This is a genomic window from Pseudomonas sp. URMO17WK12:I7, from assembly GCF_003269045.1.
Classification (GTDB): Bacteria; Pseudomonadota; Gammaproteobacteria; order Pseudomonadales; family Pseudomonadaceae; genus Aquipseudomonas; species Aquipseudomonas putida_J.
In genome coordinates this window covers 299710-314344 of the sequence record NZ_QLTL01000006.1, presented here as the reverse complement: position 1 = coordinate 314344, position 14635 = coordinate 299710, and the positions used below count along the sequence as shown (strand labels likewise).

The 14635-nt window shown below is 64.0% G+C and carries 12 protein-coding genes; all 12 read right to left on the bottom strand.

What is annotated here, in order from left to right; genetic code table 11:
- The coding region (locus H040_RS10915; protein WP_256595185.1) for a contractile injection system protein, VgrG/Pvc8 family at positions 1-282 on the bottom strand (282 nt) is incomplete at its 3' end.
- Positions 283-318: 36 nt separating this feature from the next.
- Positions 319-1173, bottom strand: a complete 855-nt coding sequence (locus tag H040_RS10910; protein WP_027917428.1) for a hypothetical protein — start codon at positions 1171-1173, stop codon at positions 319-321.
- On the bottom strand, positions 1173-2294 hold the full coding sequence (locus tag H040_RS27720; RefSeq protein WP_256208026.1) for a hypothetical protein: 1122 nt from the start codon (positions 2292-2294) through the stop codon (positions 1173-1175). The genes H040_RS10910 and H040_RS27720 overlap by 1 nt, the downstream gene beginning before the upstream one ends.
- Before the next feature lie 11 nt (positions 2295-2305).
- Entirely contained in the window at positions 2306-2560 is a 255-nt protein-coding gene (locus H040_RS10900) for a PAAR domain-containing protein (protein WP_027917427.1), read from the bottom strand.
- Between the two features lie 35 nt (positions 2561-2595).
- Positions 2596-3690, bottom strand: coding sequence for a type VI secretion system protein TssA (gene tssA / locus H040_RS10895; protein ID WP_027917426.1), 1095 nt, complete (start codon positions 3688-3690; stop codon positions 2596-2598).
- Positions 3691-3790: 100 nt separating this feature from the next.
- Positions 3791-4309 carry an Hcp family type VI secretion system effector gene (locus H040_RS10890; protein ID WP_027917425.1) on the bottom strand — a complete coding sequence of 173 codons (519 nt, stop codon included), beginning with the start codon at positions 4307-4309 and terminating at the stop codon, positions 3791-3793.
- Between the two features lie 108 nt (positions 4310-4417).
- Positions 4418-6910: a type VI secretion system membrane subunit TssM gene (tssM, locus tag H040_RS10885; protein ID WP_027917424.1), complete on the bottom strand. Its 2493-nt coding sequence runs from the start codon at positions 6908-6910 to the stop codon at positions 4418-4420.
- Positions 6910-7830, bottom strand: a complete 921-nt coding sequence (tagF, locus tag H040_RS10880) for a type VI secretion system-associated protein TagF (RefSeq protein ID WP_027917423.1) — start codon at positions 7828-7830, stop codon at positions 6910-6912. Before tagF ends, tssM begins: the two co-directional genes overlap by 1 nt.
- 34 nt (positions 7831-7864) lie before the next feature.
- Entirely contained in the window at positions 7865-11776 is a 3912-nt protein-coding gene (locus H040_RS10875) for a type VI secretion protein IcmF/TssM N-terminal domain-containing protein (RefSeq protein ID WP_027917422.1), read from the bottom strand.
- A gap of 21 nt (positions 11777-11797) precedes the next feature.
- Positions 11798-12511 carry a type IVB secretion system protein IcmH/DotU gene (gene icmH / locus H040_RS10870; RefSeq protein WP_027917421.1) on the bottom strand — a complete coding sequence of 238 codons (714 nt, stop codon included), beginning with the start codon at positions 12509-12511 and terminating at the stop codon, positions 11798-11800.
- Positions 12508-13851 (bottom strand): type VI secretion system baseplate subunit TssK, encoded by a 1344-nt coding sequence (gene tssK / locus H040_RS10865; RefSeq protein WP_027917420.1) that lies wholly within the window; start codon positions 13849-13851, stop codon positions 12508-12510. Before tssK ends, icmH begins: the two co-directional genes overlap by 4 nt.
- Complete coding sequence (gene tssJ, locus H040_RS10860) at positions 13848-14570, bottom strand: type VI secretion system lipoprotein TssJ (protein WP_027917419.1); 723 nt, start codon at positions 14568-14570, stop codon at positions 13848-13850. The genes tssK and tssJ overlap by 4 nt, the downstream gene beginning before the upstream one ends.
- Positions 14571-14635 lie beyond the last annotated feature (65 nt).

The following is a 14635-nucleotide window of genomic DNA, read 5'->3' as shown; positions in this document are numbered from 1 at the left end:
GCCGCCGTCGCTGCCCAGATAACGCACGCTTTCGACCAGGCCATGGCGCGGGGCCTGGCTGCCGTCGTCGCAGAGCAGGGCGAGGCTGACGGGTTGGCCGATGAGTTTTTCCGGGTCGTACTCGGTGTCCTGCACCAGCACGTCAAGGGTGTAGCGCGGGGTGCGGCCGATGCGCTCGACGCCGTGGGCGCGCAGGGCCTGCAGCTGATCGGCACCCAACGGGGTGGTCAGCTGCAGCAGGCGGCCGCTTTGCGAGAGCGGGGTGCCGAAGGTCAGGTCCATGACAAGGGGTCTCCTGAGTGGGGGCTGATCGGGTGGTTATTCCAGGGCCTTGATGGGCGGGTCCTGGTAGTCCTCATCGATAGCGATGCCCATTTTTTTCAGGCGTGCTTCGGTTTGAGCACGTTCCTGGGCCATGCGTTTGAGTTCGGCGGGGAGGAGGGTTGTCCATCTTTCACGGTCATCGCCTTCGAAATAATCTTTATAGAATTCGCTTTCTGACTGGAACGCTAACGTGAACAGGTAAGAAGCTTTCTTTTGGGGCGCAACCTCACTATCCCAACGCAGTACACTAAGCACCAGATAGACGCCGTCTTTTTGCAAATACCAATTGCTCAATGACCGTTTCGACAACCACGCTTTCTGGGTCAGCCTCAATTCAGGATCATCCCAAGGCCCAGTGCCTACAGGTTTATCTAAAACGGTGTAAGCTTTGAATTTTTTGGCTTCGGTGCCCGGTATACGGGCTTCGTTTTGAAGGATGAATCGACGCCAGCCTTCTGCCCGCAATTTGTCGAGCAATTGTGCGTGATACATCATGGCTTCAGTGTGTTCGGCATCTGGTTTCACACCGCCTAACGTTACGTTGGCGCTGGTCACCATATCGCTTTCAAATGTAGTGAGCTTTGTGCTGACTACGTCGTCAAACTTCAAGCTGCCAGCATCAGAAACAATTTCCAGGTCCGCTCGAAGCGGCTCGCTGAACGTCAGTGAGTACTCATACATACACAGCCCCAGCATGCAGTCCTTCTGAAACTGCACAGATGAACCCGAGAAGGCATTCTCGACAGGCGCGTCCAGCTCAAATCGTATGGCGGGCTTTTCCCCACTCATGTTCGCGTCCCCACAACCGGCAAGCGCCAGGAAAAATGCACAACTGGCGTACTTGATCATCAAACGCCCTCGCTCGGGCGCTGCCCGGCAACCGCCGCCTGCAACGGCCCCAGCAACCAACCCCGGGTCTGTGTCGATGCATGGCGGTCCAGTACCAGCACTGCACCTTCCAGGCTGTTGGCCGTGTGTAACGCCAGCGCCAGTGCGCTCATCTCGCTGATGCCCGGCGCGTATTCACCTGCCAGCAAGGCATAGCCGACGACGTGTTGTTGCGGGTCGCAGTCGGGCAGGTGGGTGTTAAGCAGCTGGTACAAATGATCGAGGCGGTTGTCGTCGTGGTGGCCGTCGGTTACCAGGGCCTTCACATCAGCCAGGGCAATGCCGCTCTGCGCGCACAACTGCTCGCTCACTTGTTCCAGGCCGCCACAGCCCCTGCGCGGCAGTAGCGCACGCGGCCCATGTTCGTGGACCACGGCAGGATGCAACTGCCAGCGGGCATTCGCCTCGGGGTTGGCCAGGTCGATGCGTTGCAGGTTGAGCACGGCGATCGCTTCACCGGCCATGCGCTCGCCCTTGATGCTGCCGGCGCGGTCCACCGTGACCCAGCTGTCGATGCCGATGCACAGCAGGTTGGCGGCTTCCAGCTCGTTGCATTGGGCCCACGGCAACCAGGTGGCGAAAGTCTGCTCGGGGGCACTGAAACCGTGGCCAGGCAGGTAATCGAACGGCCAGGCTTCGAGCAGCGCGTCCAGCCAGGGGGCGGCGTCGATGCTGGTGGGGGCGAACACCACCACCTGGGTCTGGTTCCAGTCCAGGCCGCTGGCGAAGTCGTGCCACTGGCCGAGCATGGCTTGCAGCAACTGCAAGGCCCTGGGTAACGCCCTGACCTCGGCACGGGCGCTGCCTGCGCGAATGCGCCGCACGGTATGGCGGTGCCCGGCCGGCGTGACCAGGCGCGGATCGTGCTCGAAGTCGGCGTTGACCCTGCCCAGTGCCTTGCCTGCCTGGGCCTCGGCCGGGGTCAGGTTGGGCAGCCACAGCCAGGCATCACTGAGGCCGATGCGGGTGGTGTCGTACTCGGCGCGCGGGCGAGGCGGTGGCGCAAGGCGTTGCGCTTGCTCGCGGCGCTCGCCGATAACGTCCCACAATGAGCGATGGCCCTGGGCGGAGGGTTTCAACATGCTGGCAGTCCTTACAGTATTCCGGTGTCGCTGTTGGTGGCGATCAGGCTGGAGCCGCAAGCGGTCTTGTCGCCATGACGGGCCACCGGCATGCCGTCGACCAGCGTCGTGGTGTCGCCGCTGGCGATTACGCAGGCACCGTGCAGGCACATTACCTTGTCGCCGAGCCTGGCCACGGCACGGCCGTTGACCAGGGTGGAGGTGGAGGCCTGCACGACCATGCCGCCGCGGTCGGTGGGGTCGTTCAAGAGAATGATGGGGCGCATGTCGAAACTCCTTTTCAGCCGGCTAGGACCACAAATCAGTCACGAGGTTGCAAGGTGCCGAGCACATCGCGAATACCATCGACCACGCTGCTGTCCTTGATCACATCGTTGAGCCAGGATTCCAGCGGCATGTTGCCCCACTTGATGGCGCGTTCCACCAGGTACGGCACCGGGCTGTGCGGCTCGGTCTGCTTGAAGAACTGTGCCACGCCCTGGAGCAGGGTGAAGGCTTCTTCGCGGTTCAGCGGTACGGTGCGCAGGGGGGCATCGCCGCCACGCTGGGTGGCGGGTGTGGCCGTGCTGGCCGCTGTCGGGCGTTCAGGCTGCGCGGCTTCTTCGGCCGGTGCCGCTGCAGTTTCCGCCAGGTCGACGCCGCGCTCCTTGAGCAGGCGTTCGACCAGTTGCCGGGCGTGCACCAGTACGTCGTTGAGGGCGAGAAAGCTCGGTGCGTCATCGCCGAACACGGCATCGGCGGCGGCTTGCAACTGCTGGCAGGCGCCCAGGCATTCGCCGATCTGCACGTGCTTGCTCTGCAGGTGTTCGGTGTCGGTCAGCACCACCGAGCGTTGGAACAGTTCGGCGTTGATCTTGCCCTCTTCCAGGGCCTGTTGCATCGCCGACGGGTTTTGCCGGGCCAGGTTCTCGACCTGGCGCGACTCTTCATACTTGAGCAGGCTGTAGCCTTGCCCCTGGGTGATCGGCAGTGTGCGGACCACCTCGGTCAGCGTGGTGGTCAACCACGCCAGGCGGGTAGCACGCTCGTCCACCCCCTCCTCGAGGGAGGGATAGAGCGTGTCCCAGAAGTCTTCCAGCAGGGCTTGTGCCACCGCCAGGGAAAAACGGATGCCCGGAAACTGCTTCCTGTGGGCCAGGCCTTCACTCAACCAGGCCACCAGCATCAGGTCCTTGCTCTGCTCGGTGAGGCCGGCGGCGGCCAGTTGGATCACCTGCTCCCAGTCGGCCTGCTTGAGGTCGGTCTGCCAGTCGCCCTGGGTCAGGTACTCGGCATCGGCGCGGCGCGCCTCCTTGATCTGATCGAACAGGCTGGAAAAACTCAGGTCCTCGCCGGCCCCCCCGTCAATCGGGGTACGCAGGGCAGACAGCGAAAGGTCGTCAAGAATGTCGTGCATGGACGGCTCTGTGTGCAAAGGTGAAAGGAAGGCCCCGTGCCGTTGCCAGCACGGGTCCCTCGAGTGAGCTGGCCGTTACCGGCGCCAGCTCAAGTCAGGCTCAGGAGTAGACCTTGTTCAGCGAACGGTCCCAACCGCCGGTGACCTTGCCGCCACCCGCGCCGTCGGAGCGCTTCTGCTGGGTGTAGGTGGTCTTGATGCGCGAGAAGTTGAACTTGATTTCCTCCATCGGCAGGTCGCTTTCGGACTTGGCTTCGCCGTCCAGCGGCAGGTTGCCGAGGAAATTGACCGAGGAGATCACGACTTCTTCGAGGGTGATGGTCAGGTAGGTCACCTTGTCACCACCGGCACGGTTCACGTTCAGCACCACTTCCTTGATGTGCTGGCCTTTGCAGCATGCTTCGAAGGCCTTGGCAGAGGCCTTGTCGACGTACTTGCGGATGGTGAAGTCGCTCAGATTGACACGTTCGGACGAAGCGCCACCGGAGGAGCTGGCGGTCGCCGAGGTCGCCTGGGTGGCGCCGTACTGATAGCCCAGTACTTCGATCCAGTCCTTGTGCTTGTCATCCAGAGCTTCGCCTGGGATGCCGTCAATCTTGAGGTAAGCGTCAAATGCCATTTTTACATTTCTCCATAGGTATAAAGGGCTTCCTTGATCCAGTACGTGGACCTGCCCTGAGTGTGACCCCTGCGGGCCAGCCGCAGGCGTCGTGTTGAGACCGGGCGTTCAATCCAGTGCCCGGACCTCGATCTCGACGCGCCTGTTAGGTTCCAGGCACTGAATCAGTTCGGCGCGCGGCGCTTGCATGTTGCAGCGCACCAAGGGTTTGTCGCTGCCTTCGCCCACGGCATCGACCAGTTCCGCCGGCAGGCCCTTGCCCACCAGGTAGGTCTTGATGGTCTGCGCACGTTGCCGCGAAACCTGCAGGTTGCTCTGGCGGTCGCCAATCTGGTCGGCATGGCCGGTGATCACGATCTTGCCGACGTTGGGGGTGTTAAGCAGTTTGTTGGCAATGCTGCTGAGCTGGCGTTGGCCAGCGGCTTGCAGGCTCTGGAAGTCGGCGCGGCCAAAGGCAAACAGGGTGTCGGACTCCAGCGTTATGGTCTCGATGGCGCGCAGCGAGCGGGTCAGCAGGCTGTTGATGTAGTTGCGCGAACTGGAGACCAGGAACGCGTTGTTGAGAATGCGCGGCACGTCCGGCTCGCGGATCTGGTCGCTGTAGAAGGCGATCTGGCGCCCGGCGAACTGGTAATCGTCGCCCTCGCCGGAAGCTTGCGCCGACTGCCCGGCAGGGCGTGGCACCTGCTTGTAGATGGCCGGGTACCAGTAATCCGGTATACGTGCCTTGAGCACGGCCGGCTGTGCCTGCTCACGCTGGGCCTTGGAAAGCATCAGGTAGGTGTCCAGCGTGGTCTGGCCGAAGGTGGCCACCGACTGCGCACGGTTGTCCACCGGCAGGGCCTGTGGCTCGACGCTGTCGATACCGCTCACGGTTTCCAGGCGCGAGGCGTTGCGCTGGTAGATCTTGATGCTGCTGAGCAGGTACAGCGAGCGGGTCAGGTTGTCGGCGGTAGGCTTGAGCATGACCTTTTCCAGCTGCGTGAAGTACGCCTGGCGCACGAATGGCTCGATGTCGTGGCCGCTGTACAGGCCCATGCGCATGCTCAGCGGCACGCCTTCGCCATGGTGGCGGGCGTACAGCTCGGCGGCGGCCTGGCGCAACTGGTCCAGGCTGTGCCAGGCGGTGTACTGCTGAGGGGCGGCGGCATCCTGCTGGCGGGCGCTGTCGAGGTTGGCCGCTACGGCCTGGATCGCCGCCTTGTTGTTGCTGTACGACCAGCCCCAGGCCAGGCACAGCAGTAGCCCGGCCAGGCTGGCAGCGCCGACCCAGCCGGCCTTGCGGCTGCGCTCGCGGCGGTTGCTGGTGTACAGCGCCACCAGGTGCTGGTCGGGAATGATCACCTTGCGGAACAGGCTGGCGATGAACAGTGGATCGGCCTGCTTTACCACCGGCTTGCCGGTGCTTGGTGCTGCCAGCGCGAAGCGCTCGCGCACGTTGCTGGCATAGCGGCCGTGGGCTGGTTCGTCGGCATCCAGGGCACTGGTGAAATAGAAGCCGCGCAACAGTTCCGCGCCTTGATAGGGGTTGGCCCGCAACAGGTCGGCGACGAAGGTGTTGAGCAGTGGCTTCAGTGCTGCCAGTTCCAGTGGCAGACGATAGGCAGCCGGGTCGCGACGGGTCAGCTGGATGTCCTGCTGCAACAGTTGCTGGTCAGCCAGCGCCTGCCAGTGCCCGACCAGTTCGTGCATCGCTGCGGCAAAGCGTGTACTCCAGTCTGACTGCTCGAAGCCCTCGTGGCTGAAGGTCTTGCCCATCACTTCGTCACGCGAGTGTGCGTCCAGCTGGCGGTAGAAGTGGGTAAAGCCCGGCAGCAGGTCGCACTTGGTGAACACCAGATAGATCGGCAGGCGCAGCTCCAGCAGCTCGTGCGCTTCCTGGATACGCTCGCGCAGGCGTTTGGCCAGGCGCTCACGGCCATCGGCACCGGCGTGCAGGATGTCTTCGATACTGACTGCCACGATCAGGCCGTTCAACGGGCGGCGCTGGCGGTGCTGGCGCAGCAGGCCGAGGAAGGCGCGCCATTTGCCGGCTTCCTCCTGGTTGTCCATGTAGCGGCCAGCGGTGTCGAGCAGCACGGCTTCGGAGCTGAAGAACCAGTCGCAGTTGCGTGTGCCGCCAAGGCCGGCGACCCGTGCGCCTTCGCGTTCGGCGTACGGGAAGGTGAGGCCGGATTGGTAGAGCATTGTGCTCTTGCCCGAGGCCGGCTGGCCGATCACCAGGTACCACGGCAGCGCATACAGCGCATCCTTGTTGGCCCTACCTTTGGAGCCGCCTTGCAGGCGTTCGATGCTCTGCAGCAGGCGCTCGCGCAGCAGGCTGACTTCTTCACGGTCCTGCGGGTTGGCATTGAGCACCGCCTGGTCGGCATCTTCGCGCAGCAGCGCTTCCAGGTCATGGTGTTGCGAGACACCGCGGTACATCAGCAGCACGTAAAGGGCAGACAGCAGCACGAACACGCCGATACCGGCCAGCAGGCTGTAGAGCGAAGCAAAGCCCAGCGCCACACCGGCCGCCCAGACCAGGAAAATGGCCAGGAAAAACACCACGCCGAGTACGTACGGCTGATATTTGAAGAAGTAATACTTGAGCCTGTTCATCAGTATTGTTCGTCCCGAGCGCTGGCGAAGCGCTCTATGAAATCGTTCAAGGCCAGGTCATCGGCCGGCAGCGCCAGGGGGCTGCCGGTCGATGGGTACGGCAATGGGGCCAGCAGGTCATGCCGTTCGCTGCAGTCGGCAATGCCGGTCAGCAGCCGGTAGATCTCGTCACTGCCGCGGGAGGTGAAGCACAGCAGCCCGGGGCGCATGAAGTCGTCCACCAGCACGCTGACGTCAGGCATGCCGGCGCTGCCGCGCAGGCGTGACAGCAGCGTGCACCAGAGGTCGGCCATGGGCCGCTTGAGGCCGCTCTGAGCCGGCAGCGGCAGGCAGATCGGCGCCGTGTGCGCCTGCTGCAGGGCGGTGCGCAGACGGTACAGGCTGGCCATGCCGGCCTGGGTGTCGAACTCTGGGTAGCTGTGGCGCAGCGGCCGGGCGACATCGCGCAGGTTGAAGTCGCGCAGAAACTTCTCGTGCACCCGGCGGTACAGGTCCAGGTCCTGTGCGGTCCAGCCGCGCATGGCCTTGACCCGGTTGAACAGCTCGGCCATGTCGGCGCCCTGGGCGGCTTGCATGAGCAATGGCTTGATCTGCCCCGCGAAAAGCTCGCAGAGAATGTGCGGGCTGACGAAGCGCGCATCGTGGTCCATGCGGATGCTCTGGAACACCATGAACGGGTAGCGCCGGCCACTGGTGTCGCGCGAGCTGATGAAGCCGCCAAGCAGCCACTGCCCGGCGCGGCTGCGGTAACAGAAGAAGCAAACCGGCAGGGCATCGAAACGCTCGCGCCAGTCGGCCTGCGCCTGCATGCGGCCGAGGCCGTTCTGCAGCCACAGGTCGAACTCGCAGACCTCCGGCAAGGCGCCGTTGAGGCTGACGAAGTCGGCGCTGGCAGGGACTTTGCCGAAACATCCGATCATTGGCCAGGTGCCCCTGTCAGGGTACGGGTCAGCATCAGTTCACCCGTGCGCTGTCGTTGAGCACGCTGAGTGCCTTGACCTGGGCCAGATCAGTCATCTTCACGCCGCCATAGTTGCGTACCACCAGGCTCACCGGGCCGGCCACCGACTGCCAGGTAAAGCGCTGCTGCACGGTGTCCAGGTCGCTGACCCGGGCACTGTCGTTCATCTTCAGCAGACCCCAGCGGCCGGGGTAGTCGAACACGTTGATGCGCTGGCCTTCCAGGGTGACCACATCCAGGCGTGCGCCCGGGGTATTGTTGTTGCCCGGCCAGGCGAAGCGGTTCCAGCTGGTGCGGCCGTTGCGGTAGTGCTGCTCCTGGCCGTCGAGGGTGAAGATGATGTCGGTGTAGCGCGCCGAAGGCTCGAGCATGATCTCGAAGCCGTTCTCTCGGTCCGAGAGGCTGGCGATCACCTGGCCAACCGAGCTGGCCTTGTCGATGCTGTCGACCATCCTGGCGTTGACCAGTGGGCTGGTGTTGCTTCCAGTGCCCATGCCCAGGCCTTCGCCACCGGCAAGGTTGCCGATTTGATTGCGCTTGAACGCTGGCAGCAGGCCGCTTTCGGGGTCGACGAAACGCTGCAGGTCCTTTACCGAGGCTTCGTTGTTGCTGTTGGCGACGATCGGGTAGCGGTGCGCCATGACTTGCTGCCATGGGCGGGCCACATCCTGTGCCCAGGCCTTGGCGATCTGTTGCCCGGCCGGGTCGCGCAGGGTTTCCCAGGTGTATTGCAGCGGCGAGTTGAACAAGCGCTGCAGGGCACTGGACAGCTTGCCGGCCGAGGTGTCTACGCTGGTCTCGACGTAGTTGCGCACCAGGGTGACTTCCGAAGGTTGGCCGTCGAGGGTTTCACTGATCAGCAGCTTGCTGTTCTTGCCAACATCCTGCGAGCGCTGGATGTTGCTCAGGCGCACCTTGAGCTTGCGCAGCGCGGCCAGGTAACGGTCCATCACGGTGCTGTCGGCACCTTCGGCATTCTGCGCGGCGAACAGTCGCGAGACCGGTTCGAAGCGCTTGGCCAGGCTGCCGTCATCAACGCGCGGCAGTTGCGCGACGACGTTTTCCACCGCAGCGCCCTGGCTGCTGAAGGCGCCCTTGATACTGCCCCAGAAGCTGTCTTCAGCCGCGCTGGCTGGGGAGGCGGACGCTTGCTTGGGCAGGTCCCAATCGGTGTTGTGATTGACGGCAGCCAGCAGGCTCTTCACCGGCGAGTTCTGCACGTCGCTGAGCACCGCCAGGCGCTCATTGGCGTTGGCCATGTCAGTGAAGTGGCGTACGCCAACACCTTCGAGCAGGTTGAACCAGGCTTCGGCGTAGTCGGCCTTGTAGCGGGCCAGCAGCTCGCGCATGAAGTTGGCTTTCTGCACCAGGCCGTTTCCGCCTTCGCCGTCGAGCACCCAGTCGCTGTCGTTGCGCAGGTCGCCCGAGAGCAGCTTGATCAACTCTGGCTGCACGAACGCTTCCCAGCCCTGGCGGGTGTAAAAGGCTGGCACAGCTTCGGAGGAGAACAGCTGGTTACGGCTGTTGGCCGGCACCATGTCGGCCAGGGTCAGGTTCGGATACTGACGGCCCGACTCCAGTTGCAGGCGCAGGTATTCACGGTCGACCAGGGAGCTGGCGATCATGAACGAACGCAGGCTCTGGCGGGCCTCGCTGACCAGTTGTTCGTTGCGGCGCAGGGCCGGGGCCGTGCCCTGTTGCAGGTAGCGCACGTACAGCGCGCTGTTTGCCTGCACCAGTGCCGGGTCGACGTCATGGCCCTGAGCCTGCGCGGCCTGGGCCCAGGCGCGCGGCAGCTCGGCGGCGACGAAGTCGGCGTCCGGGTGTTCCTGCGGGCGGGTCAGGATCAGGTACAGCTTCAGCGCGCTGTAGGCTTCGATCACCGAGGCCACCTGCTGCTCGCTGAGGCGCCCGAGGCTGTCCTCGGACAGTGACAGGCCGGCGGTCAGGGCGGTGTCTTCGGACGGGTCGGCACTGGACACCGAACGGGCTTTTTCATGCAGCGCATCGAGGGCGCGGCGGCGGCCGTCCTGGCCGGCCTCGCTGGCAGCAGCCTGCACCTGGCCAGCCAGTTGCGCGCCGCTGCGGGGAACCTGAGTGGTCAGTGCTGCAGCGGTCGGCGCCTTGAGCACCTTGACCCCGTTGCCTGACGCGGCATCCGCCGCCTCAGCCTTCGGCGCGCGGCGCTTGCCGGTGTCGGCCAGTGGCGTGCGGTCGACGGTTTCGGCGAACTGATTGAGCGCGCGCAGTTGCACTTGTAGCTGCTTGCCGATTGGCTCCAGGGCCTGGGTGCGCAGTTGCTGCAGGTACGCCTGGCGCAACGGGCTGAGCAACTCGGCACCGCTGTACAGGCCGGCGCCCAATGCCAGCGGCACACCCTGGCTGTCGTAGCCTTCGAACTGGCCGAGGTAATGGCGCAGCTGCTCCATGGCTTGGCCGGAGGCCAAACGCTCGGCCTGCTCGGGGGCCTGTTCCAGCTCGCTCAGCTCGCCACCAAGGGTGGCCAGTACCTGGCGGTTGTTGTGAAACGACACACCTTCCCAAGCCAGCAGGGCAACGCCGGCCAGGGCGGCGGCGCCGGCCAGGGCAGGGGTGAGGGCACGGGTACGGCCCTGGCGCGAGTAGTACAGGCTCAGGTTGCGATCAGGGAACACCACCTGGCGGAAGGTTTCGGTGATGAAGAAACTCTTGTCACCGATCTTGCTGGCTGGCTTGTTCGACGCCGGACGCTCGCTGGCCTGCAGGGCATAGTGGGCGCCCAGGGCATCTTCGTAGACCGGTGGCAGCTGCTCGTCGGTCTGCAGTGCGCTGGTGAAGTACACACCCCGCACGATCGGTGGGGTGCGGCCGTCGGCGCTGCGCTCGAACTGTTCGAGGAAGCCACCCAAAACACTCGACAGCTCGGCGAAGTAGTTGGGGAACTGCAGCAATTCGACGCCTGCGGTGTTGCCGCCAGCGATAACCTGGTGGTCGACTTGCTCACGCAGGCTGCCCAGCAGCTGGGCAAAGCGGGCTTCGGCGACGTTGCGCAAGCCCTTGCTGCGCACCTCGGCGAGCGGGAATGTCATGCCCAGCGGTTGCTGGCGTTGGGCATTGTCCAGGCCCTCGAAGGCCTGGTTGAAGCCTGGCACCAGGTCAGTCTTGCTGAGCATCAGGTACAGCGGTGGGTTCACCCCCAGGCATTCGCTGTACTCGTCGATGCGGCTGACCAGGCGCGCCGCCATGGCTTCGCGCTCGGCCACGGTGGCACAGATGATTTCTGGCAGGCTCACCACCAGCACCAGGCCGTTCACCGCAGGCTTGCTGCGCTGTTTGCGCAGCAGCTTGAGGAACGAGGCGAACTCGCTGGCAGAAGCGTCATCGCGCAAGTAGCGGCCGGCTGTATCGATCAGCACCGCTTCAGGGCTGAAGTACCAGTCGCAGTGCTGGGTGCCGCTGTCGAAACCACTGGCCTGGGCGCCGGCGATCGATGCCGAGAGCCCGGAGCGGGTCAGCAGGGAGGTCTTGCCAGAGGCCGACATGCCGATCACCAGGTACCACGGCAGGTCGGACAGTGCCGAGGCACCGCCGCCACCGGCCGAGCGCGCCGAGCGCAGCATGGCGATGGCGTGCTTGAGGCGTTCGCGCAGCACATGCTGGTCGCGGAACTCGCCTTCGGCGCCCAGCGAGCGGTCTACTTCCAGCTGCACCAGGCTCTCGATGTTCTGCTCGGCGCGGATGCGGCGGTATTGGCGCAACACGATCAACAGCAGGCACACGGCGCTGAACAGTGTCATCGCCACATACACCTGCTCGGGCGAGAACTGCCAGCGCGGCAGGGCGAACCAGCAGGCCAGCAGGCCGATTACCCAGACCAGTGCCAAGGCAAACCAGAAATTTTTCAAACAGCGCAGTAGTGCTTTCATGTCTTCCTGACCGTACCCGAATTAAACGCCGAACAGCCGGCGGACCTGCTCTGCCAACGCGGCGACTTCCTTGCCCAGCAACCAGTCGAGGGTCAGGTAGACGGCCCCGCAGACCAGCGCGATGAGTACCAGGTACAGCCACAGCGGCACTTCGTAGCGCAGCATCTGCGAAACCTGGTCCGGCAATGCCCACTGTGCTGCCATTGCCTTTCGTGGCGGCTGGTGGCGGGCGATGTCCTGGCCGAGGGTATTGGCGATGTAGCGCAGCTGGTCCTTCTGCTCGAGGCTGTACTTGCCTTCGAAGCCCAGGGCCAGGCAAAGGTGGTAAACCTCCAGCACGTCGAGGTTGCGCTTGACGTCGGTGCGCAGGGCCTCGAGCTTGTCGAAGAAGCCTTGGCCGGCTAGGTGTACGCCGAAGTACTGGAACTGCAGCGGGTTGATCTCGATCTGGTTGCGGATCTCGCTGGGGCCAGCGTTCAGCACGCTTTCGTCGAGGAAGGCGCACAGCGCGTACTGCACGTCCTTGACCTGCTCGACGCTGTAGTTGGCTCGACGGGCATCGCGCTCAAGGGCCGGGAAGAACTCGTCGATACCAGCACGCAGGCGCTGCACGTCGATCACTTTGTTGCCACGCCGGATCATCAGCGCCATGGTCAGGAAATCCTTGACCAGGTCCTTGAGCGTGGAGGGTTGTTCGACGGCGGTCGCGCCGCCTGGCATTACGGCAACAGTCATTTGAGCACCGCCATCAGTTCGAGCTTGAGGTTCTTGAAGGCACTGGGGACGTAGAAGGCGATGGCGTGGGCGCTCATCATGCGTTCATACACCCGTCCGTGGGGTTCGATCGCGAAGTACTGGTTGTCCAGACGCACCGGGATGGCGTTGGGTGTCCGCACGCAGTGGTTGAGCGTGGCACCCGGCATGGCCGTGTTGACCACCACTTCGATGTCTTCCGGCGAGCCGACTTTGAAGGCCCGCGGTACCAGCTCCAGTACCTGGGCTCCAGGCATGTCGGCGTGCACCGAGATGTAGAAGTCGGCGCCGGCCAGGCGCGGGTCATTGAGGCGGCCGACGTAGTAGGACGGCCGGGTCTGGTCCAGCGCAATCGGGATGTACTGGTTGGGCACCACGCTGTTGAGCAGTTCGCGCACCAGGCGGTCCAGCTTCAGCAACGAAGCAGCGGGGTCCTGATGGTCGTAGGCCGGGATGTCTTCCAGGCGTGCATCGAGCGAGAAGGTCAGCAGGCTGCCGGCCAGCTCGGCGAGGAAGCGATAAAGTTGCTCCGGGTGCAGGCGCGGGTGCTGCAGCAAGTGCGCAAGGCCAGGGTAGGCCCGATTGACCGTGTACAGCAGCCAGAACAGGCTGACATCGCTGGAACCGAACTCGGCGATCTGGTCGGCGCGTTCGCGGCGGCGCCCGGACAACGTCTCGCTCTTGCTCTGCAGCATCGCCAACAGGCGTTGGGCAATGGTCAGCAGGGTTTCGTGGGCACCCAGGTGCAAAGCCGGGGGGACGAACTGGCTGTCGACGCTGAAGGCGTTGACGTTGTTGCGTTGCAAGTGCAGCAGCGGGCAATAGCTGTAACCATCCAGTGCATCGCCGTCGACCAGCAGCACCACGTTCAGGCGCAGGCTGGTGATTTCGTTTTCCAGGTCGCCTTCGTTGAGGTCGGGCAGGGTCGCGAAGGCTTTGCGGAAGCGGCGGGCGCCCTTGCGCTCGGTGCCTTCTTCGAGGTAATTGGCACTGTACGGCTCTGCCAGCTTGAGTGCGGCATACACTTTCAGGCCGGAGCCCAGTAGCACTTCCTTGAGGTCGCGCGCCGCTGGCAGCGGGTCATGCTGCGGGGCGTCGAACACCGAACCATCGGGAAATACCATGTGCAGGCGGTTGAGCTGCAGCACACCACTGCTCAGCGCTTGTTCATCGACCTCGAGCGCCTGCACACCCCAGTGGAAGGGGGACGAACGCAGGGTCGCCTGAGCCAGCTGGTGCTGATGGAACTCGTCCTGATACTGGAAGTGTTGCGGCAGGAGGAACATGCCTTCCGACCACATCACGCGGCTCTTGTTGCTCATTGGATACCTTCCAGTGCTGAATCGAACACGTTGGTCATTGCTTTCTTGGCCGATTGCTCGGCGGCATCGGCAGCGGCCTGCTGGGCTGCGTCCAGTGCCTTGTCCTGCAGTTGCTGGCTGACGCTGGGTGCTGTTTCCAGCGGTTGTGCCGGTTGCAGGGTGGCGATGGCTTGCTGCGCCGGCAGCTGCAGGACATCCTGGCCACGCTCGGCAGTGACCTGGTTAAGGTCGAGCAGGACTCGCCCGCCTTCGGACGAGAAGAAGATGCCGTCCTTGCGGAAGGCGTCGGCGTTGAAGGCCATCTTCCAGCGCCCGCCGCTTTCGTCGCGGAAGAACGCGGCCACCGCGACATACCGCGCCTGCTTGGCCAGGGGCCAGTGCTGAATGTTGCCCATGCCCGGTAGCACCACGGTTTCGCGGGTATCGAGCACGGTATTGCCCAGCGCTTGTTCAGGGTGGTCGAGCAGGCTGTCGGCATCGCTGCTGATGAAACGATCGAGGCTGGTCAGCTGGTAGACGCGCGCAACCACCGACAGCGGGGTGCCGGCCACATCCGGGTTGAGGTGGTTGCCGCCGTCGATGGTCAGGACCACTTTTTCGTCGCTGCTGAACAGCATGTCGCCTGCCCAGGTGTCGTCGACACGCTTGCCGACGCGGTCAGTGATGCCGCAGGCGGAAAGTGCCGAGGCCATGATCAGTACACCCAGTAACCTGCCCATTGTCCTGCTCCTGAAGTCTTGTTCTGGCAACTCCCGGTTACCCCGGGGCGCTGCTGATGGTCCTT